Origin of the sequence: Isoptericola sp. NPDC058082 (assembly GCF_042885055.1) — a bacterium.
Taxonomy (GTDB): domain Bacteria; phylum Actinomycetota; class Actinomycetes; order Actinomycetales; family Cellulomonadaceae; genus Isoptericola.
In genome coordinates, this window is record NZ_JBHVSQ010000002.1 from 283,197 (window position 1) to 302,192 (window position 18,996).

The 18,996-nt window shown below is 75.6% G+C and carries 16 protein-coding genes; 6 read left to right on the forward strand and 10 right to left on the reverse strand.

From position 1 onward, the window contains the following. The first annotated feature begins 146 nt into the window (after positions 1 to 146). Positions 147 to 725, forward strand: a complete 579-nt coding sequence (locus ACFVS0_RS04265; RefSeq protein WP_430548792.1) for a dTDP-4-dehydrorhamnose 3,5-epimerase family protein — start codon at positions 147 to 149, stop codon at positions 723 to 725. Positions 726 to 1,181: 456 nt separating this feature from the next. Here the strand turns inward: ACFVS0_RS04265 and ACFVS0_RS04270 are convergent, their stop codons facing one another. Then, entirely contained in the window at positions 1,182 to 1,328 is a 147-nt protein-coding gene (locus ACFVS0_RS04270) for a hypothetical protein (RefSeq protein ID WP_430587260.1), read from the reverse strand. A gap of 349 nt (positions 1,329 to 1,677) precedes the next feature. On the opposite strand from ACFVS0_RS04270, the gene ACFVS0_RS04275 reads away from it, so the two are divergent. Further along, complete coding sequence (locus ACFVS0_RS04275; protein ID WP_430587261.1) at positions 1,678 to 2,487, forward strand: DUF222 domain-containing protein; 810 nt, start codon at positions 1,678 to 1,680, stop codon at positions 2,485 to 2,487. Here ACFVS0_RS04275 and ACFVS0_RS04280 read toward each other — a convergent pair. Genes ACFVS0_RS04280 through ACFVS0_RS04290 form a run of 3 tightly spaced genes read right to left on the reverse strand, consistent with a single transcriptional unit; the run spans position 2,459 to position 6,023 of the window. Continuing rightward, positions 2,459 to 3,658 (reverse strand): class I SAM-dependent methyltransferase, encoded by a 1,200-nt coding sequence (locus ACFVS0_RS04280; protein ID WP_430548790.1) that lies wholly within the window; start codon positions 3,656 to 3,658, stop codon positions 2,459 to 2,461. The two genes, ACFVS0_RS04275 and ACFVS0_RS04280, sit on opposite strands and share 29 nt — an antisense overlap. Next, positions 3,655 to 4,992: a methyltransferase domain-containing protein gene (locus tag ACFVS0_RS04285; RefSeq protein ID WP_430587262.1), complete on the reverse strand. Its 1,338-nt coding sequence runs from the start codon at positions 4,990 to 4,992 to the stop codon at positions 3,655 to 3,657. Before ACFVS0_RS04285 ends, ACFVS0_RS04280 begins: the two co-directional genes overlap by 4 nt. After that, positions 4,989 to 6,023 (reverse strand): NAD-dependent epimerase/dehydratase family protein, encoded by a 1,035-nt coding sequence (locus tag ACFVS0_RS04290; protein ID WP_430562416.1) that lies wholly within the window; start codon positions 6,021 to 6,023, stop codon positions 4,989 to 4,991. The genes ACFVS0_RS04285 and ACFVS0_RS04290 overlap by 4 nt, the downstream gene beginning before the upstream one ends. Positions 6,024 to 6,219: 196 nt before the next feature. Between ACFVS0_RS04290 and ACFVS0_RS04295 the strand changes: the two genes are divergently transcribed. Genes ACFVS0_RS04295 through ACFVS0_RS04310 form a run of 4 tightly spaced genes read left to right on the forward strand, consistent with a single transcriptional unit; the run spans position 6,220 to position 11,943 of the window. Continuing rightward, complete coding sequence (locus ACFVS0_RS04295) at positions 6,220 to 8,265, forward strand: glycosyltransferase (RefSeq protein WP_430587263.1); 2,046 nt, start codon at positions 6,220 to 6,222, stop codon at positions 8,263 to 8,265. Beyond that, positions 8,262 to 9,731, forward strand: a complete 1,470-nt coding sequence (locus ACFVS0_RS04300) for an O-antigen ligase family protein (protein ID WP_430562418.1) — start codon at positions 8,262 to 8,264, stop codon at positions 9,729 to 9,731. The genes ACFVS0_RS04295 and ACFVS0_RS04300 overlap by 4 nt, the downstream gene beginning before the upstream one ends. Next, positions 9,728 to 10,753 (forward strand): glycosyltransferase family 4 protein, encoded by a 1,026-nt coding sequence (locus ACFVS0_RS04305; protein WP_430562419.1) that lies wholly within the window; start codon positions 9,728 to 9,730, stop codon positions 10,751 to 10,753. Before ACFVS0_RS04300 ends, ACFVS0_RS04305 begins: the two co-directional genes overlap by 4 nt. Next, positions 10,750 to 11,943, forward strand: coding sequence for a glycosyltransferase (locus tag ACFVS0_RS04310; RefSeq protein WP_430587264.1), 1,194 nt, complete (start codon positions 10,750 to 10,752; stop codon positions 11,941 to 11,943). Before ACFVS0_RS04305 ends, ACFVS0_RS04310 begins: the two co-directional genes overlap by 4 nt. Here the strand turns inward: ACFVS0_RS04310 and ACFVS0_RS04315 are convergent. The 6 genes from ACFVS0_RS04315 to ACFVS0_RS04340 all read right to left on the reverse strand — a co-directional run bounded on the left by ACFVS0_RS04315 (position 11,891) and on the right by ACFVS0_RS04340 (position 18,980). Further along, the gene (locus ACFVS0_RS04315; protein ID WP_430587265.1) at positions 11,891 to 13,096 is read right to left on the reverse strand and encodes a glycosyltransferase; all 1,206 of its coding nucleotides are present in this window, start codon (positions 13,094 to 13,096) and stop codon (positions 11,891 to 11,893) included. The two genes, ACFVS0_RS04310 and ACFVS0_RS04315, sit on opposite strands and share 53 nt — an antisense overlap. Next, positions 13,093 to 14,898 carry a hypothetical protein gene (locus ACFVS0_RS04320; protein WP_430587266.1) on the reverse strand — a complete coding sequence of 602 codons (1,806 nt, stop codon included), beginning with the start codon at positions 14,896 to 14,898 and terminating at the stop codon, positions 13,093 to 13,095. Before ACFVS0_RS04320 ends, ACFVS0_RS04315 begins: the two co-directional genes overlap by 4 nt. Beyond that, entirely contained in the window at positions 14,895 to 16,052 is a 1,158-nt protein-coding gene (locus ACFVS0_RS04325) for a glycosyltransferase (RefSeq protein ID WP_430562423.1), read from the reverse strand. The genes ACFVS0_RS04320 and ACFVS0_RS04325 overlap by 4 nt, the downstream gene beginning before the upstream one ends. Before the next feature lie 138 nt (positions 16,053 to 16,190). Next, the gene (pth, locus tag ACFVS0_RS04330; RefSeq protein WP_430548780.1) at positions 16,191 to 16,793 is read right to left on the reverse strand and encodes an aminoacyl-tRNA hydrolase; all 603 of its coding nucleotides are present in this window, start codon (positions 16,791 to 16,793) and stop codon (positions 16,191 to 16,193) included. Between the two features lie 108 nt (positions 16,794 to 16,901). Further along, positions 16,902 to 17,522 carry a 50S ribosomal protein L25/general stress protein Ctc gene (locus ACFVS0_RS04335; RefSeq protein ID WP_430548779.1) on the reverse strand — a complete coding sequence of 207 codons (621 nt, stop codon included), beginning with the start codon at positions 17,520 to 17,522 and terminating at the stop codon, positions 16,902 to 16,904. 318 nt (positions 17,523 to 17,840) lie between these two features. Continuing rightward, on the reverse strand, positions 17,841 to 18,980 hold the full coding sequence (locus tag ACFVS0_RS04340) for a glycosyltransferase family 2 protein (RefSeq protein ID WP_430562438.1): 1,140 nt from the start codon (positions 18,978 to 18,980) through the stop codon (positions 17,841 to 17,843). Positions 18,981 to 18,996: the final 16 nt, after the last annotated feature.

An 18,996-nucleotide genomic window follows, 5' to 3' on the forward strand; every position in this document is an offset into this window, starting at 1 on the left:
GAAGCCTGGTGGGGCCGGCAGGGGGCCGGCCCCGCCGCCAGTCTGCGGCGCGTCCCGGCGGCGTTGAAGGCCCCGCGGGCCTTTTCATCCGGGACCCCGGCCGACTTCACCCGACCGGGTCGCGCCCGCTTTCGTAGCGTGTGGACATGCAGGTGCTGCCCACCACCCTCGACGGGGTGCTGATCCTCGCCCCCACCCCGCACCGCGACGAGCGCGGGCTGTTCACGCGCACGTTCGACACCGCCACCGCCGAGCGCGCCGGCCTCGACCCGGCGGCGTTCGTGCAGGACAGCCAGTCCCGCTCGCGGCGCGGCGTCGTGCGCGGGCTGCACGGTCGCGTGGGGGGCGGCGAGGCCAAGCTGGTGCGCGTCGCGCACGGCGCCGTGCACGACGTCGTCGTCGACGCCCGGCCCGGCTCGCCGACGTTCGGCCGGTGGGAGGCGTTCCGGCTCGACGACGTCGACTTCCACGTCCTGTACGTGCCGCGCGGCTGCCTGCACGGCCACCAGACGCTCACCGACACCGCGGACGTCTGCTACCGCATCGACGCCGAGCACGACCCCGCCGAGGACGTCGCCGTGCACCACCTCGACCCCGACCTCGGGGTCCGGTGGCCGCTGCCCGTCTCGCTCGTCAGCGACCGCGACGCCGCCGCCGGGTCGTGGGTGGCGCTCGTCCAGCAGCTCGGCGGCGCGACGTCGGGGCCCGGCGCAGACGTGCTGTAGGCCGACGCGGGCACGTGCGGCACGCCCCTCCCCGGGGACGCACCGCGGCGTGGCGCCGCGGCGAACCTGCCCCTCCCCCTGGGGACGACCGACTCCTCCACAGGTCTCGCCGGCACCCGGGACGGTTCGAACGTCCGTTCGATAGCGTCCTTCGTGTCACGGCGCGCCGACCGAGGAGGGACGATGCCCGCCACCACCGCCCCTGCTCCGGTACCCGCCGTCCCGGCACTGCCGAGAGCCACACCGGCGTCCCGGCTGCTCGATGCCCTGGCCACCCTCGAGGGCGGGCTCGCCGCGCTCGCGGCGGCCGTCGAGGAGGGCGGCCTGCACGACGTCGGCCGGGACGTCCTCGAGCAGGCATCCGGCCGGCTCAGGACGCTCGGCACCCGGGTGGACGCCGCCCGGTGGCGCGTGCTGCCCGCGCTGGAGTCGGACGGCCGGTGGTCGCTCGACGGGTCACGCACGTTCGCGCACTGGCTCGCCCGCGCGGAGAACGTCGGGCTGGTTACCGCGCGCCGCGACGTCCGCACGGCCCACGCCCTGCGCGACGTCCTCCCGGCGACCGGTGCCGCCGCGCTCGACGGTCGGCTCGGCGCCGACCACCTGCGCGCCATCGTCGACGTCGCCCCGACCTCCGAGGCCCGCCGCGACGCGCTCGTCGCCCCCGCGCCGACCGCGAGCGAGACGGACGGCGAGACGATGGACGACGAGAACCCGGAAGCGCCGGACGCCGCCCTCGCCCCACCGACCGGCGAGGAGCACCTGCTCGCCACCGGCTCCTGGTACACGCCCGCGCAGTTCCGCCGTCTGGTCCGGCGGTTCGCGTACGTGACGGACCCGGAGTCGGACGAGCGGGGGCTACGCGCACGCCCGCGAGAAGGAGTTCGTCGACCTGTCGCCCACGTGGGACGGCTACCACCTCGCCGGGTTCCTCACGGAGGAGCACGGCCAGGTGCTGCGCGCCGCCCTCGACGCCGTGTCCGGCCGGCCCGGCGCCGGGGAGACCCGCACGCCCGCGCAACGACGCGCCCAGGCCCTCGCCGACCTCGCACGCGTCACCCTCGACACGGGCAGCGTGGGGTCGGGATCCGCCGTGCGGCCCCACCTGACCGTCACCGTCTCGGTCACCGAGCTCCGCCGCCTGCTCTCCAGCGGCGGTGCCATCGACGTCGGCTCCTCCACCACGAGCTGGGCCGAGTCGCTCGGCGTCGACCCCGCCGAGTTCGTCGACGGCCGCGGCCCGCTGCCCCCGTCCCTCCTGCGCCGCATCGTGTGCGACAGCGAGGTGACGCGGGTCGTCCTCGGCCCGGAGTCGCAGGTGCTCGACGTCGGGCGCGCCCGGCGCACCGTCACCGGCCAGCTCAGGCGCGCCGTCGTCGCCCGCGACCGGCGGTGCACCTGGCCCGGCTGCGACGAGCCACCCTCGCGCTGCGAGGTCCACCACGCCGTGACTCACTGGGCGGACGGCGGCAGCACGTCCGTCGACAACTCCGCCCTGCTGTGCTGGCACCACCACGACCGCGTCGACGCGCTCGGCATCACCATGCGTCGCGACGGCGGCACGTGGCTCTTCACCGACCGCCACGGACGCCCGGCGTTCGGCACCGCACCACCACGTGCCGCGGCGGCGTCGAACCCCCGGCACCCGGAAGCACCCGCGGCCCGGGCACCCGCGGCCCGAGAGCCCGTGACGCGGATACCCGTGGCTCGGGACCCCGTCGCGGTCGCGACGCTCAGCGACGGTGACCGCGGTCGCGGCTGAGCGGCTCGACCTCGACGGGCTCGGGCTCCGCGACCACCCAGCGACCCCCGAGCGCCTCCACCTCCGGATGCGCGAACCGCACCTCGTCGAGGAGGTCGGGCACCAGCAGCAGCACCCGGTCGGGGCGGATCTCGGCGAGGATGTCGGGCCCGAGCACGGGCACCCGCGGCCCCGGGCCGCCCGGCATGGACCTGCCTCGCTTCGCCGGGGACGCGTCCACCACGGCGAGCACGTCGTCGGCGGTGACCCCGGCGAGCGCGAAGAGCGCGACCGCGCGCGACGCGGCGCCGTAGGCGACGACCTTCCCCTCGCTCGCGTCGAGCCAGTCACGGAGCGCCGCCGCCGACCGGGCCACCTGCCGTTGGAGCACCGACACGACCGCCGGCTCCGTGGTCCCCGCCGCGGCCTCGGCCGCCAGCTCGGTGGCGACGAGGTCGCCCGCGGCGCGGGCGTGCCGGCGGGCGGGCTGCGACCCCTCGCGCGCCAGCGCGAGCAGCCGCGTCCCGCCGTACAGCGGGTAGCGCCACAGCCCGACCGGCACGAGACCGGTGCTGCGCGCCATCTCCACGAGCACCGTGAGCGAGTAGTACGCGAAGTGCCCGTGCCGCAGCGCGTTCCAGGTGCCGTCGCGCACGATCACGGACAGCGGGTGCACGTGCAGCGCGACGACGCCGTCGGGGGCGAGGGAGTCGAGGCGCAGGTTCCACGCCGCACGCTGGTCGGGCTCGTGCATGAGGCCGAGAGAGTCGACGACGAGGTCGGCGGCGAGCCCCGGCACCGTGCCGGGGCCGTCGAGCAGCACGGCGTCGGGCACGATCTCGTGCACGCGTGCCGACCAGGAGCCCCCGTGCGGGGAGCGCATCTCCTCCACCCAGGTCCCCGGGCCCAGCAGCCCGCCGCCGACGAGGTCGGCCACCCCCGCCCGCGCCTGCGTGACGAGAGCGGCGGGCTCTACGCCGCGCGGCTCCTCGGGACCGGTCGGGTCCTCCTCGAGCTGGGCCAGGCGGCACCGGTCGCACATCACCATGCGCAACGGGTGCACCGGGTCGGGGAGGGGCGCCTCCGGCTCGGGGAACAGGTCTGCCGCGGGCTGCGCGCCCAGGTCGAGCACCACCGTGGCGCGGTCCGACCGGCACCACCGGCAGCGCCAGCCCGCTACGACGGCGCTCACGTGCCCGGCTCGAAGACCTCGAGGCGGGGCAGGAAGGTCACCAGCCGGCCGCCCCAGTCGGCGACGTGGGCGAGCTGGGCCGAGATCTCCCGCCGCAGGTTCCACGGCATGACGACGACGTAGTCCGGCCGGGCGGCGTCGAGCGCCTCGGGAGCGTGGATGGGGAGGTGCATGCCGGGGGTGAACCGGCCGTGCTTGTAGGGGTTGCGGTCGACGGCGAACTCGATCAGGTCGGAGCGCACGCCGCAGTGGTTGAGCAGCGTGTTCCCCTTGCCGGGCGCCCCGTACGCCACCACCCGCTTGCCCTCGCGACGTGCGGTGAGCAGGAAGCGCAGGACGTCGTCGCGCACGGCCGCGACCTGCTCCGCGAAGCCCGCGTGCCCCTCCAGGGTGTGCAGGCCCGCGGCGGCCTCGGCGGCGAGGACGCGGGCGACGGCGGCGGAGGGCTCCGGCGCGGCGCCGTCGGATCCTGTCCCGGCCTCGGGGGTCGGCACGGACCACGTGCGCAGCGAGCCGCCGTGGCTGGGCAGCTCGTCGACGTCCACCACGGTGAGCCCGGCGGCGGCCAGGACGCGCTGCGTCGTGAGGAGCGACAGGTAGCTGTAGTGCTCGTGGTAGATCGTGTCGTACTCGTTGCCCTCGACCAGGCGCAGCAGGTGCGGGATCTCGATCGACACGCGCCCGTCGTCGGCGACGAGCTGCCGCAGGCCACGCGAGAAGTCGACGATGTCCGGCACGTGCGCGAAGACGTTGTTGGCGACGACGAGGTCCGCGGGCCCGTGCTCGGCGCGCACGCGCCGCCCCGTCTCCTCGCCGAGGAACTCCACGACCGTGGGCACACCGCGCTCGACCGCGGCCGCGGCCACGTTGCCCGACGGCTCGATGCCGAGGCAGCGGATCCCCCGGTCGACGACGTGCTGGAGCAGGTAGCCGTCGTTGCTCGCGACCTCGACGACGAACGACCGCTCCGGGGTGAGGCCGAGGCGCCCGACGGCGTCGTCGACGTACCGCCGTGCGTGCTCCACCCACGACGCGGAGTAGGAGGAGAAGTAGGCGTAGTCGTCGAAGATGTCCTCCGCCGGCACGTAGGCCGGCAGCTGGACCAGCAGGCACTGCTCGCACACCCGCACGTGCAGGGGGTAGAAGACCTCGGGGCCGTCCACCTCCTGCGCGGTCGGGTAGCTCTCGCACGGCGGCGACATCCCGAGGTCCACGAACGTGCGGGTGAGCGGGGCGCCGCAGAGCCGGCACGACGGCGCGGGCACGGCGGAACCCTCGGGCGCGGCGGACCTCTCGGGCGTGGCGGCATGCCGCGGCGCCGACACGGCGGTCATGCCCGCACCGCCGTGGTGCGCAGGTTCTCGAGGTCCAGGGCGCCGCTGGCGGCGAGCTCGCTCACCCGGTGCAGGCGCACGAAGCGCGGGCCCTCGAAGTCGTCGGCGGTGAGCCCGAACCGGTGCACGTCCTGCCAGATCTGCCGGATCCCGTCCCGCACCGTCCAGCGCGGTGCGGCGGCGGGGAGCTCGGTGCGGATGCGCGTGAAGTCGACCCGGTAGTTGCGGGTGTCCGCCCCGGCCCCCGCGGCGAACGTCACGGGCGCCCCGGTGACGTCGCTGACCTGCTCGGCGACGGTGCGGATCTGGACGACGTCCTCGTCACGGCCCACGTTGAAGGCTCGGTCGTGCACCACCTCGCGGGGGGCCTCGAGCGCGGCGAGGAAGGCCCGCGCGATGTCCTCCACGTGCACGAGGGGGCGCCACGGCGTCCCGTCGGACGCCAGCCGCACCTCCCCGCGCGTGTACGCGGTACCGGTGAGGTTGTTGACCACGATGTCGGCGCGCAGCCGCGGCGACGAGCCGTACGCGGTCGCGTTGCGCAGGAACGTGGGCGAGAAGTCGTCGTCGGCGAGCGCGGAAAGGCCGCGCTCGGCCTGGATCTTCGACTCCCCGTACGGGGTGACGGGGTGGAACTCGGCACCCTCGTCGACGGGCTCGTCGCCCGCCGCGCCGTACAGGGAGCACGACGACGAGAACAGGAAGCGGGTCACCCCGGCCGCCTTCGCCGCCCGCGCCATGCGCACGGCCCCGTCGGTGTTCACCGAGTAGGTGGCCTGGGGGTTCAGGTGCCCCAGCGGGTCGTTGGAGATGGCCGCGAGGTGGATCACGGCGTCGAAGCCGGCGAGGTCCTCGGGCCGCGCGTCCCGGACGTCGCCGGTGCGCTGCTCGTACCCCGTCACCGGAGGGCCGAAATCGCAGCCGTCGTACCAGCCGGCGTCGAAGCCGACCACCTCGTGGCCTGCCGCCTGCAGGAACGGCACCAGCACCGCACCCACGTACCCGCGGTCACCATCGACGAGCACTCGCATCGTCCGTCCCCCGTCGTCGTCCGGCCGGTCCCGCGGGCAGGGAAGCCCTCGGGCCGGTGGCTTCACCGCCGCCTCGACGCTAACCAGCAGCCGCCTCCCACCGTGAGGGTTGCCCGGGGTGAAAAGCCTCGTCACCCGGGTGATTCCGGGCCTGCGACGTTCCCCGGCCGCACCCCGGCGACGAGGATCGGGAGCCATGAGGATCCTGCGCATCTCCCACAGCGCGGTGGTCGACGCGTGGCGCGGCCGCGAGGCCGAGCTGCGCCGGCGCGGCGACCACGTCCGCGTCCTCACGGCCGCCGTCTGGGACGAGGGCGGCCGCGACGTGCGCCCCGCGCCCTCGCCGGACGAGGAGCTCGAGACCGCGCGCACGTTCGGCAGGCACCCCGCCCTGTTCCTCTACGACCCGCGGGCCCTGTGGCGGGTGCTCGGCGAGCAGTGGGACGTCCTCGACATCCACGAGGAGCCCGTGGCGCTCGCGACCGCCGAGATCCTGGGCGTCCGCGCCGCGCGGCGGCTCGTGGACGCGGCGCGCGGGCGGCGCTCCCGCCCCGCGCCGTACCTCCTCTACTCCGCGCAGAACCTCCTCAAGCGGTACCCGTGGCCGTTCCGGGCGCTCGAGGCGGCCGCGCTGCGCGGCGCCGCCGCCGTCGTCACCTGCAACCACGACGCCGCCCGTATCGTGCGCTACAAGGGCGCCCGGGGGCTGGTCGAGCGGATCCCGCTCGGTCTCGACACCACCGTGTTCTCTCCCGCCGACGAAGCAGAGCTCGGGAGGCGGCCAGCCGGGCCGCGCACGCCGGGACGGGTGCGCGTCGGGTACGCCGGGCGCCTCACCGCCCAGAAGGGGGTGGACGTGCTCCTCGCGGCCGTCGCCCGGGACGAGGCGCTGGACCTCGTGGTGGCGGGCGCCGGTCCGGAGGAGGCGAGGCTGCGGCGGATCGCCGCCCCGTGGGGCGACCGCGTCGACTTCCTCGGCCCGCTCGACACCGACGACCTTCCCGCCTTCTACCGCGGGCTGGACGTCCTGGTCGTGCCGTCGAGGCACGCCCCGGGCCTGGCCGAGCAGTTCGGCCGCGTGGTGGTCGAGGCGATGGCGTGCGGCACCCCGGTCGTGGCGACCCGTGTCGGCTCCGTGCCGGACCTCGTCGCCGGCGCCGGTGTCCTCGTGGCACCGGACGAACCCGATGCCCTGCTGGACGGGATCCGGCAGGCGACCCACCCGCGGACCGCGCGCACGCTGCGCCTGGCCGGGCTCGATCGTGCACGCGAGTGCTCGTGGCCCGAGGTCGCCCGTCGGTACCGCGCGGTCTACGAGGCGGCCCTCGGCGCGCCGGCACGCGACCACGGTCCGGCCGCGCACGAAGGCACGGCAGGTCGGCCGGCCCCCCGCGTCGAGGTGGTGGTCGTCGCCTACGGCCACCCCGACCTGCTGCGCTCCGCGCTCGAGCCACTGGCGGGAGCCTTTCCGATCACCGTGGTCGACAACTCGTCCGACCCGCGGCACCGCGCGCTCGCCCAGGTCTTCGGCGCCGCCTACCACGACCCCGGGCGCAACCTCGGGTTCGCGGCGGCCGTCAACGTGGCGCTCGCGCACCGGCAGGACCCCGGAGCGGACGTGTTCCTCCTCAACCCCGACGCCGTCGTCGGGCCCGAGACCGTCGCGACGCTCCACGAGGCCCTGCACGCGGACCCCGGGCTGGCGAGCGTCGGCCCCTCGCAGGTCGACGGCGCGGGCCGACCGGGACGCGTCGTCTGGCCGTTCCCCTCTCCGGCGCGGGCATGGCTGGAGGCCGCCGGCCTCGGCCGGCTCCGGCTGCCACGTGAGCGCACCTTCGTCATCGGCTCCGCGCTGCTGATCCGCGCAGCCGCGCTGCGCGGTGTCGGCGGGCTCGACGAGCGGTTCTTCCTCTACGCCGAAGAGACCGACTGGGCGTACCGGGCCGACCGGCAGGGCTGGCGACACGCCCTCGTGCCCACCACCGAGGTCGTGCACGAGGGCGCGGGCACGGGTGGTGACGTCCGGGTCCGCGAGCTGCACTTCCACGCGTCGCAGGAGCGCTACCTGCGCAAGCACTATGGTGCGGCTGGCTGGACCGCTGCCCGTGCCGGTCTCGTCGCGGGTGCGGTGCTGCGCTCCGCCGCGCTGCGCGGGCCCCGCCGGGAGCACGCCCAGCGGCGTCTGCGCGCGTACCTCGGCGGGCCGGCGTCGCTGGAGGACCGCGAAGCGGTGCCGTCGTGAGCGCCGGCGGGCCCGGCGCCCACCACCTGCGCCCGCGGACGAGCGGGGAGCCGCGGACGGGCATGAAGACGGGCATCGAGTCGAGCCTGCTGTCCACGACGCGCGTCGCGACGTGGGCCGCGGTCCTCGGCGTCGTCGTCCTCGCGGCGACCTACGTGCTCGCCCACGATCTCACCCTCGGGGTGGCCGTGACCTCCGTCGCGGTGCTGGCCTGCGTGATGCTCTACGACCCCTCGCTGGTCCCCGTGGTCGCGATGCCCACCTTCGTCGTGGCCGAGCGGGTGGGCGGGGACTCCCTGAACATGTCGCTGGGCGACGTGACCCTGTTCGCGACCTTCTGGGTCGCCGTCCTCTTCTCACCGCGCCCGTTCACGCCCGCCCTGCGGTCCATGCTCTGGCTGTCGGCGGTGTACCAGCTCGCGACGCTCTTCGCCGTCGTCGCCACCCCCTTCGCCCAGAACTCGATCGAGTGGTTCCACGCGTGGCTGCTGGTGGGCGGGGCCCTGGTCGTGGGCTGGGCGGTGGGGCGGTCCGGGCACGCGACGCTCGGGCTGACGCTCCTGACCGTGTTCGTGCTCGCGATCGCGCTCGACGCCTGCGCGACCGCCGCCGTGCAGCTCGCGCAGGGCGACGTGTCGCCGGTCTACCCGAGCTGGCCGTTCGAGCTGCACAAGAACCTCGCGGGCCCGATCTTCGCCTCGGTCGCCCTGCTCGTCTTCGTGCGTCAGCCGTGGCTGCGGTGGCCGGCCTGGTTCCGGGTGCCGGCCTTCTACCTGCTCGTGCTCGCGCTCATGGCCGTGCAGTCTCGCCAGGCGATCGTCGGCCTGGGTGTCGGCCTCATCGTGCTCGCGCTGCGTGCCGGGCGCGGACGCCGCCAGACCCCGATCCTCATGCTGCTCACCATGGCCCCCGCCGCCATCTTCGTCGCGAGCCGGGTGCAGGACGACCTCTCCGGCGACGACCCGTTCAACTCCACGGCGTTCCGCGCCGTGGGCATCGAGGGCGGGTTCGACGTCTGGCGGGAGCACCTGTGGTTCGGCGCCGGGCTGCGCTGGTGGACCGTGGGGCCCGAGCTCGGGTTCCAACCGCCCAACGCGGTCGCGGAGGTGCTGTCCTCGGTCGGCATCGTCGGCCTCGCCGGGTTCGCGGTCCTCATGCTGGGCACGCTCGTGGTCGCGTGGCGGATGGACCGCCGGTTCGGGACGCTCGCCGTCGCCCTGCTCGCGTCGCGCCTCGTGGCGAGCCAGTTCGACCAGTTCTGGGTCGCGATCATCGTGTCCCTGCCCTTCCTGCTCGTAGGGGTCTGCCTGGGCGCCGAAGGGTTCGCGAAGGCGCCAGGAGCGCCCCTCCTCGACGACCGGCCGGCGCGCGTCCGTCGACGCGCGGCGCGAGCCGCCCTGGCCCCGGTGGAGCAGCCGGTCCCGGCGCAGGGCGAGGAGCTCCTGCTCCCCGGTGGCCGCTCATGAGGATCACGCACGTCGTCGTGACGGACGCGTACGCCGGCGTCGAGGCCCACGTCGCGCGCCTCGCGCGGGCGCAGGCGCGGGCGGGCCACGTCGTCGCGGTGGTGGGCGGTGCGGAGGAGCCGATGCGCGCCGTCGTCGGCGACGACGTCGAGCTCAGGCCGGGGTCGACGGTCGCCCGGGCGCGACGCTCGCTCGTGCGGGGGCCGCAGCCGGACGTCGTCCACGCGCACATGACGGCGGGCGAGCTCGCGGCGTGCCTCGTCCCCCGGGTGCTCCTGCACCGCGTGCCGCTCGTCGTGACGCGGCACTTCGCCCTGGTCCGGGGGCGCAGCGCCGCCGGCCGCGTCGCCGCGCCGGTGATCCGTCGCACCGTCGCCGCCCAGATCGCGATCAGCGCCTTCGTGCAGGACCGCATCGACGGCCCGAGCCGGGTGGTGGTCGCAGGCCTCGAGGAGCGACCGCACCCGCGCGGCGCGGCGCTCCGGTCGCCCGTGGTGCTGATCGCGTCCCGGCTCGAGCCGGAGAAGCGGGTCGACTCCGGCGTCCGGGCGTTCGCGGCGTCGGGGCTCGCCGACCGCGGCTGGCGCCTGCGGGTCGCCGGGTCGGGCTCGCTCGAGGTGGCGACCAAGGAGCTCGTGAGCGAGCTCGGGCTGGACGGGGCCGTCGATCTCCTCGGCCACCGCGACGACGTGCCCGCGCTCCTGGCCGACGCGGGACTCTTCCTCGCCCCGACCCCCGGCGACGGCTTCGGGCTGAGCGTGCTCGAGGCCATGGCGAGCGGCGTCCCGGTCGTGGCCGACGGCTCCGGCGGGCACGTCGAGTCCCTCGGCTCCGCCGGCGGACCCGGCCTGTACGCCACCGGGGACGTCGACGACGCGGGGCGGCGGCTGCGCGCCCTCGCGGACGACCCCCGCCGGCGCGACCGCTACGGCGCCGCCCTGCAGGCCCGGCAGCAGGCCGAGTTCTCCGTCGCACGCCAGGCGGCCGCCACCGAGCGCGTGTACCGGCAGGTGCTGTCGTGACACCGGTCCGCGAGACCGTCGGCCCCGACATCGTCGTGATGTCGCTCGAGCCGTGGGACGACGTCTGGCGGCGCAACCAGTACCTCGTCGCCGGTCTCCTGCGCGAACGCCCGTCGGCCCGGGTGCTCTTCGTCGAGCCGGTCAGCGACCCTGTGCACGCCGTGACCCGTGGCGCCCGGCCACGGCCCGGTCGAGGGCTGCGGCCCGCCCCGGACGTCGAGGGCGTCGGCCCGCGCCGCCTCTGGCTGCTCGAGCCGACCAAGCTGCTGCCCCGGCGGGTCGCCCCGCACGGCGACGAGCGGCGCGCGGCCGTCGTCGTCCGGGCCGCGCGCCGCCTCGGGCTGACACTGCCGGTGCTGTGGGTCAACGACCCGTACGGCGCCACGCTGGCGCGCGTCAGCGGCTGGCCCACCCTGTACGACGTCACCGACGACTGGACGGCGGCCACGCGCGGCCCGGCCGAGTCCCGCCGGGTCGCCGAGTCGGACCGTTACCTGGTGGAGCACGCCGCGGCGGTCACCGTCTGCTCCCCCACGCTCGCGGCCCGCAAGGCCGACGCCCGCTCGGTCGTGCTGGTCACCAACGGTGTGGACGTCGAGCGGTACCGGCGCCCGGCGGCTCGCCCGGCGGACCTCCCGCCGGGCGCGACGGCCGTCTACGTCGGCACGCTGCACGCCGACCGGCTCGACGTCGGGCTCTGCGAGGACACCGCCCGCGCCCTCGACGGCGTGGGCTCCCTGGTGCTCGTCGGCCCGGTCTCGCTGGAGCGGCCCGACGTCGAGCGGCTCCGCCGGGCGGGCGTGACCGTCCTGGGTGCCCGACCGTTCGACGCGGTGCCGGCCTACCTCCAGCACGCCGACGCGCTCGTCGTCCCGCACGTCGTCGACGACTTCACGGACAGCCTCGACCCGCTCAAGCTCTACGAGTACCGGGCGGTGGGGCGGCCCGTCGTGTCGACGCCCGTGGCCGGCTTCCGCGACACCGCCGACCCGCGAGTCGCCGTCGCGTCGCCGGAGGGGTTCGCCGCCGCCGTCCGGGACGCGCTCGCGGAGCCGTCGCGCGGGCCGGCCGCGCCGCTCGACGAGGACAGCGGCACGGACCCCGAGCCCATCCCCACCTGGGTGCGCCAGGTGGCCCTCATGTCCGACGTCGTCGAGGCCGTCCGGCGACCCGCTCCCACACCTCGGTGAGGGCCCGCGCGGTCCCGCGGGCGGGGAACCGCCGGGTCGCGTCGTCGTACGCCGCCCGGGCGCGCCGCTCTGCCGCGCCGGGGTCGTCCAGCACGGCCAGGAGCCCGGCCGCGAGCGCCTCCACGTCGCCCGGCGGGACGAGCAGGCCCAGGTCCCGGCCGGGCGGCCGGACGATCTCCGGGACGCCGCCCGCGTCGGTCGCGACCACGGGGACGCCGCGCACCATCGCCTCGACCACCACCTGCCCGAAGGGCTCGGGTACGGGCGAGGCGTGCACGCAGACCGACAGCCGGTCGAGCTCGTCGGCCGGGTCGTCGCTGAACCCGACGACGTCGACGGCGCCGTGCAGCCCGAGCCGGTCGATCTCCGCGTCGACCGCGTCCGCGTAGGCGTCGGCCCCGAACAACGCGCCCCCGACCAGGCGGAAGCGCACGTCGGGGCGGCGGTCGAGCACCGTCCGGGCGGCCCGCACGAGCTCGAGCTGCCCCTTGGTCGGGCTGAGCCGGCCGACCAGGCCCACCACCGGGCGCTCCGGCGGCACGCGGGCGTCGTACGCCGGCACCGCCTGGTCCGGCGCGTACCCGGGGTGCGCGACGGTGAGGTCGCGCACCCCCGGGAGCGTCCGGGCCGTCGCCTCCGAGTTCGCGACGACCGCGCGCGGGCCCCGGCGGGCCAGCGCGCGCAGGAGCCGCACCGCCACCGGCGGCAGGTAGTCGTCGGCGATCCGGTCGTGGACGTGCCACACCACCGGGACCCGGCACCACCGGGCCGCGAGGAGCCCGACGACATCGGCGCGCAGCGAGTTGGTGTGCACGACGTCGGCGTCCGCGCGCCGGAGCACCGCGGCCACCCGGACCACGAGCCGGGCGGTCTCGCCCACCGCGAGCACCGCGCGCCAGGATCCGCCGAGCGCGTGCCGGTCCATACCCCGCGACCGCGCCCCGGCGTGGACCACGAGCGTCCGCACTCCGGCCGCCCGCAGCCGCTCGACGAGCGGGCCGTCGTCCAGCACGACCGCGCGGAGCTCGACGCGGCTCGGGTCGAGCTCCGCGGCCAGCCGAAGCAGCGCCAGCTCCCCTCCGCCCAGCGCCGCGGTGTGGTCGACGACCACGACGCGCAGCGGCCGCTCGGCAGCGCCCGGTGGCACCGTCACGACGAGCGCGCGGTCCGCAGCAGCCGGCCGATCGTGGGCGCGACCTGCGCGGGCGTCGGCGGCTCCTGCTCCGCGGACGGCGGTGCGGCCACGGTCGCGACCCGGACCCCCGTGGGCGGGAACGCCGGGGGGCGGACCGGCGTCGGCGGTGTGACGGCCCGCGCGGGGCCTGACTCGTCGCGCGCCGGGGCCGGGGACGCGTCGTCGTCCGAGCCGGTGAGCGCCCGGTCGTCCGGCGTGCCCTGCGGACCGCTCGGGGTGCGGTCCGCCGTCTCGTCGACGGGGTCGGGCACCGCGGCGGACGGACCGTCGGACGGGTCCGACTCGACGGGCTCGCCGTAGGTCGACGCGTAGACCATCCGGCTGTCGCCCTTCACCCCGGCCAGCGCGACGCCGGTGAGCGGTACGCCGTTGATGCGCAGCCGCTCGGCCGCCTCGGCGAGGACGCTCCGCGCGGTCCGGCCGGCGGTGGCGACGAGGACGACGCAGTCCGCGTAGGCGCCGAGGATCGTGGCGTCCGCCGCCGCCAGCACGGGCGGCGCGTCGATGACGAGCACCTCGCCGGCGTCCCGCGCCGCCTCGACGGTCGCACGGACCCGGTCCGTCGCCAGGTAGTCCGCAGGGTCCATCGTCGGGTCGTGGAGGGCGAGGAAGCGGAGGTTGGGCACCTGGGTGGGACGCAACCCGTCCGGACCGGTGCCCGGACCGTTCGGGCGCGGCAGGAGGTCCTCCAGGTCCGGACGACGCAGGTCGCCCGACACCGCGACGGTGGCCCGCCCGCTCATGGCCCACGACGCCGCGAGGTTGGCGGCGATGAACGGCCGCGGCGCGTGCGGGTCGGTGGCCGTCACGACGACCACGGCGTGCTCGCGGTCCTGCATCGCCACGTGCAGGGCGGTGCGCAGCTCCCGGATCGACTCGGTGAACGGGGAGGCGACCCGGCTCGAGATCGGCAGCACCGGGGTGCGGCGGTACGACTTGGCGGCCCGGGTCACCCCGTAGAGCTCTGCAAGGACCGGGACGCCGGCCGCGGCCGCGGCGTCGGCACGGCCACGCAGCCGGGAGTCGAGGGCCCGGCGGGCGAGGGCGAGGCCGACCCCGATCGCGAGCCCGGCGAGCGCGCCGAGAAGGACGATGCTGGCCCGCGGCAGCCCCACCACCACGGCTGAGGAACCGGTGGCGGGAGTGAGGATCTGGGCGGGCGTCACGATCGACTCGAGCGTGCTCCTGCTGGCCGACAGGGTCTGGTACTGGTCGATGATGGTGGAGCGCTCCGCGCCCGCCAGGGGGTCCTTGGGCTTGTCCTTCACCTGCTTGTCGACCGCGTCGAGCTGGCCCCGCAGCGCGTCGCGGCGGGCGTCGATCTCGGCGATCTGGTCGTCGATGACGCCGGGCAGGCTATCGACGTAGGCGGACGCCACCGCGTTCGCCAGCACGACCGCGTCGCCCGGGGCGCCCGCCGTGGTGGTGACCGCCATGACCTGCGTGGAGGCGTCGAACGCTCCCGAGACCTGGGCGGCGAGCGCCTTCGGGTCCGCTCCCGCGGCCACGCCCTCGGCCACCACCTGGAGCACACCGGGCGCCTCGACGAGCCCCGGGTCGGTGTCGACGCTCGTGGTGGTGGCCGCCGGCGACGTGCTGTCGCCCAGCTCGACGGCGTTGATCTGGACCGTCGCGGTCGCCTCGAACACCTCGGGCTTGCGGTCGGCGTACACCCACGCGGCGGCCAGCGCGAGCACGACCGACCCGATCAGGAGGTACTTGCCCTCCCACATCACCCGCAGGAACTCCCGGACGGTCATCGGCCCCCTACCTCCCCCTGTGTCCCCGGCACCCCGGCCGCCACGGCCTCCTGCGCCACCACGTCCTGCAGCCGGGCGACGAACGCGTCCCGGGAGAACCCCTTGACGTGCACGCCGATGGCCTCCTGGTCCCAGGAGCGGGCGAGCGCGGCCTCGATCCCCTCGGCGACCGGCGCGGCGTCCGGGCGGTCCACGTACAGCCCGGTCACGCCGTCGACCACGGTGTCCAGGTAGCCGCCGGTGCCGAGCGTCACCGCCGGGACGCCGAACGCCGCGGCCTCCAGCGGCGTGAGCCCGTAGTCCTCGTACGACGTGGCCACCAGCAGCGACGCGTGGCCGTACAGCCACCGCAGCTGCGCGTCGTCGACCTTGCCGACGAACCGGACCCTCTCGTCCGCCAGCCGTTCGAGCCGCTCGCGGTCGGGGCCGTCGCCGACGACGACGAGGGGCAGACGGAGCCGTCGCGCTGCCGCGACGACGACGTCGACGTTCTTGTACGGCAGCAGCCGCGCCACGCACAGCAGGTAGCCGGGGGCGATCCCCGGCATCGCGGTCACGGGCCCCTCCGGCTCCATCGCGGGCGGGGGCGGCACGACCTCGGCGTCGATGCCGTAGGCCTCGCGCACGGCGCGCCGGGCGACGGTCGAGACGGCCAGGTACACGTCGGCACGGGCGGCGGCGGCCGTGTCGGACGCCCGCAGCCCGGGGCCGAGGAGGTCGAGCGCGGCGCCGGCGATCCCGGTGCGCCAACGGTCCTTCCAGGCCCGCCCGGAGGCCCCGGAGAGGTACCGGTCGCGCTGGTAGAGCCAGCGCGCGGGCGCGTAGCAGTACACGACCGTGCGCCGCGCGCCGCGGTAGCGGTGCGCCCACCCGCTGGAGCTGGCGAGGAGCACGTCGGCGTCGACGGGCTGGCTCTCGACCGCGCCGCGGAGCAGCGGCAGGGCCAGGCGGTGGTGGCGCCGCAGCGTGCCGACCCGGTCCAGGCGCGACGGGCGCACGTCCACGTCCGCGAACTCGGGGAAGGTCCCGTCGGGGTGGTACAGCGTCGTGTAGAGCGGTGCCGACGGGAAGGCCCGGGCCATCGTCAGCGCCACCCGCTCGGCGCCGCCGCGCTGCGTCAGGTAGTCGTGCGCCAGTGCCACCGTCGGGCCCATGGTTCCTCCTCGTGCGGACGGTCGGGACCGCCCGTCGAGCGTAAGGAGACCGGCGCACGGAAAGGACCCCGCGGCGACCTTTCCACCCGGGTGAAGAGCCCGGTCAGGCCGCGGGCCGCGCCGCGTCAGACGTCCGTGTCAGACCTTCGTGTGGAACTTCCCCTGCGCGGCGAGGAGCCCCTCGGCGAGCACCATCTCCACGGCGTCGGCGGCGTCGTCGACGAGGATGGGCAGGTCCTTGCGCTCGGTGGCGGAGAAGTCCTTGAGCACGTGGTCGGCGGTGTCCATGCGCCCCGGGGGGCGCCCGACGCCGACGCGGACGCGGACGTAGTCCTTGGTGCCGAGGGCCTTGGTGATGTCGCGCAGGCCGTTGTGGCCGCCCTCGCCGCCGCCGGACTTGAGCTTGATGGTGTCGAACGGGATGTCGACCTCGTCGTGCACGACGACGACCTGGGCCGGGTCGACGCCGTAGTACTTCACGAGCCCGGCGACGGGGCCGCCGGACGTGTTCATGTACGTGGTGGGCTTCGCCAGCACGACGCGGGGCCCGGGGCGCCCGCCGGGCAGGACGCCGAGCCGCGTCTCGGCGACGACCGCCTGGGCGCGCGCGTGCCGCGAGAACCGCGCGCCCGTGCGTTCGGCGAGCAGGTCGAGCACCATGTGCCCGACGTTGTGCCGGTTGCCCGCGTACTTCGGGCCGGGGTTGCCCAGCCCGACCACCAGCCAGGGGGTGTCGGTCATCTGCGTTCTCTCTCCGTGGTGCAGCAGGTGGTCGGCCAGCTCAGGGCGCGGACGCGCGAAGGGCGCCCGGAACCGAACGGTACCGGGCGCCCTGGGCGTGAGGCGGTGTCAGCCCTCGGTGGACTCGGCGGCCTCGGTGGTCTCCTCGGCGGCCTCGCCCTCCGCGGCCTCCTCGTCCTCGGCGGCGACCTCGGCGCGCGGCTCGGCGATCTGGACGACGGTCGCCTCGGGGTCGGTGAGCAGCGTGGAGCCCTTCGGCAGCTCGACCTCGCCGGCGGTGACGTGCTGGCCGGCCTCGAGGCCCTCGATGGAGACCTCGACCGACTCGGGCAGGTGGGTGGCCTCGGCCTCGACCGACAGGGTCTGCGCCTCGACGAAGTGGATGGTGCCCGGGGCCGACTCGCCCACGACGTTCACGGTGACGTCGACGGCGATCTTCTCGCCGCGCTTCACGAGCAGCAGGTCGATGTGCTCGATGACGCCGCGGACGGCGTCGCGCTGGATGTCCTTGACGACGGCCATCTCGGACTTGTCGTCCAGCTCGATGGTGAACAGCGCGTTGGAGTGGCGCGTGGCGAGCATCGTCTCGTGGCCCGGCAGGGTGATGTGCAGCGGGTCGGTGCCGTGCCCGTACAGGACGGCGGGGATCTTGTTCTCGCGACGGATGCGGCGGGCGGCGCCCTTGCCGAACTCGGTGCGGGCCTCGGCGGCGAGCTTGATGTCGGACACGTGGATCACTCCTGGGATGTCTGTGCGTGCCGACGGCCAGAGGGAGCCGTCGGCTGTCCACGAGGTGGTGGTCCCCGCGAACTGCGGTTGCGTCGGCGTGGGACACGTGACGGACGCGATCGAGAGCGCGCCGTGGGGGCACCCGCAGAGTGCGGTGCACCGACAGCCGCCCAGTCGATCACGGAAATCCGACGGATCCTGCGCTGAGGGTGGCGGCCGGGTCGCAGGTGCTGGACCTGTACGACCTGGGTGACCGGCGCCCGTCAGACGTCCCTCGCCGAGGCAACCGGACGAGTATAGCCCCCTCGGGACGGGGTGTCAGTGCCGGGCGTCCTCGCCCGCGCGCGCCCGGGCCCGCGCCGCCCCGCGGGGGCGGTAAACGACCTGCGCCTGGAAGACGAACCGCACGACGAAGGCGACGAGGATGAGCACCGCCTGCACCAGCTCGGGGTGCGGCACGGCGCGCTCGACGATCCACCACAGCAGCAGGGTGCGGACCGCGGCCTCGGTGCCGTTGAAGGCGAAGGACCGCACGAAGCGGCCCCAGAAGCCGTGCGCGCCGTCACGCAGGTCGGCGAACACGAACCGCTCCTGCAGCAGGAAGTTGATGACGATCGTCACGGCGTTGGCCCAGATCACCGCGGGGAGGTAGTGCACGCCGAGCCCCTGGAGCCCCGCGAGGATCGCGAGGTTGAGCACGGCGCCGAGCGCACCGATCAGCGCGAACGGGGACAGCCGGCCGAACCGGAGCAGGGTGAGCTGCTGCACGTAACGCAGCCCGTTGGCGACGGTCGCCTTCGACCGGCCCGCGAACCGTTCCCCGAAGACGAACGGCTCCTCGACCACGACGAGCCGCTGCCGCGCGAGGATCTCGAGCAGGATCTTGAAGCCGCGCGGGCGCAGCCCCGCGAGGTCGACGGCGCCGGTGCGGACGACGAAGAACCCGGTCATGGGGTCCGAGACGTCGCGCAGCTTGACGGGGAACATGGACCGGGCCAGCAGCCCCGAGGCCTTGGAGACCCAGCGCCGGTAGCGCCCGTCGAGGCCGCCGGCGTCCCCGCGGCCCGTGTACCGGGAGGCGACGACGACGTCGGCGTCGGTCTCGCGCGCGGTGGTGAGCAGCACGGGCACCATCTCGGGCGGGTGCTGCAGGTCGCCGTCCATCACGACGACGCGCTCGCCGGTCGCGGCGCGCAGGCCGGCGACGACGGCGCCCGAGAGGCCGCCGTCGGGCACCTCGCGGTGGATCAGGCGCACGGGCACCGCGGAGGTGGCGGCGACCCGTTCGATGACGGCGGGGGTGTCGTCCTTCGAGTCGTCGACGAACAGCACCTCGACGCCACCGGGCGCGACGCGGCGGCCCTCGCCGTCGGGGCCGAGCGCGGCGGCGAGCCGGCGGACCAGCTCGGCGACGTTCGGGCCCTCGTTGTACGTGGGGACCACCACGGTCACGTCCACCGTCATGTCACCGTGC

Coding starts and splice junctions, on each gene's coding strand:
- ACFVS0_RS04285 (WP_430587262.1), bottom strand. CDS start 4,992: ATGACCGCCGTGTCGGCGCCGCGGCATGCCGCCACGCCCGAGAGGTCC.
- ACFVS0_RS04305 (WP_430562419.1), top strand. CDS start 9,728: ATGAGGATCACGCACGTCGTCGTGACGGACGCGTACGCCGGCGTCGAG.
- ACFVS0_RS04290 (WP_430562416.1), bottom strand. CDS start 6,023: ATGCGAGTGCTCGTCGATGGTGACCGCGGGTACGTGGGTGCGGTGCTG.
- ACFVS0_RS04295 (WP_430587263.1), top strand. CDS start 6,220: ATGAGGATCCTGCGCATCTCCCACAGCGCGGTGGTCGACGCGTGGCGC.
- ACFVS0_RS04325 (WP_430562423.1), bottom strand. CDS start 16,052: ATGGGCCCGACGGTGGCACTGGCGCACGACTACCTGACGCAGCGCGGC.
- ACFVS0_RS04265 (WP_430548792.1), top strand. CDS start 147: ATGCAGGTGCTGCCCACCACCCTCGACGGGGTGCTGATCCTCGCCCCC.
- ACFVS0_RS04320 (WP_430587266.1), bottom strand. CDS start 14,898: ATGACCGTCCGGGAGTTCCTGCGGGTGATGTGGGAGGGCAAGTACCTC.
- pth (WP_430548780.1), bottom strand. CDS start 16,793: ATGACCGACACCCCCTGGCTGGTGGTCGGGCTGGGCAACCCCGGCCCG.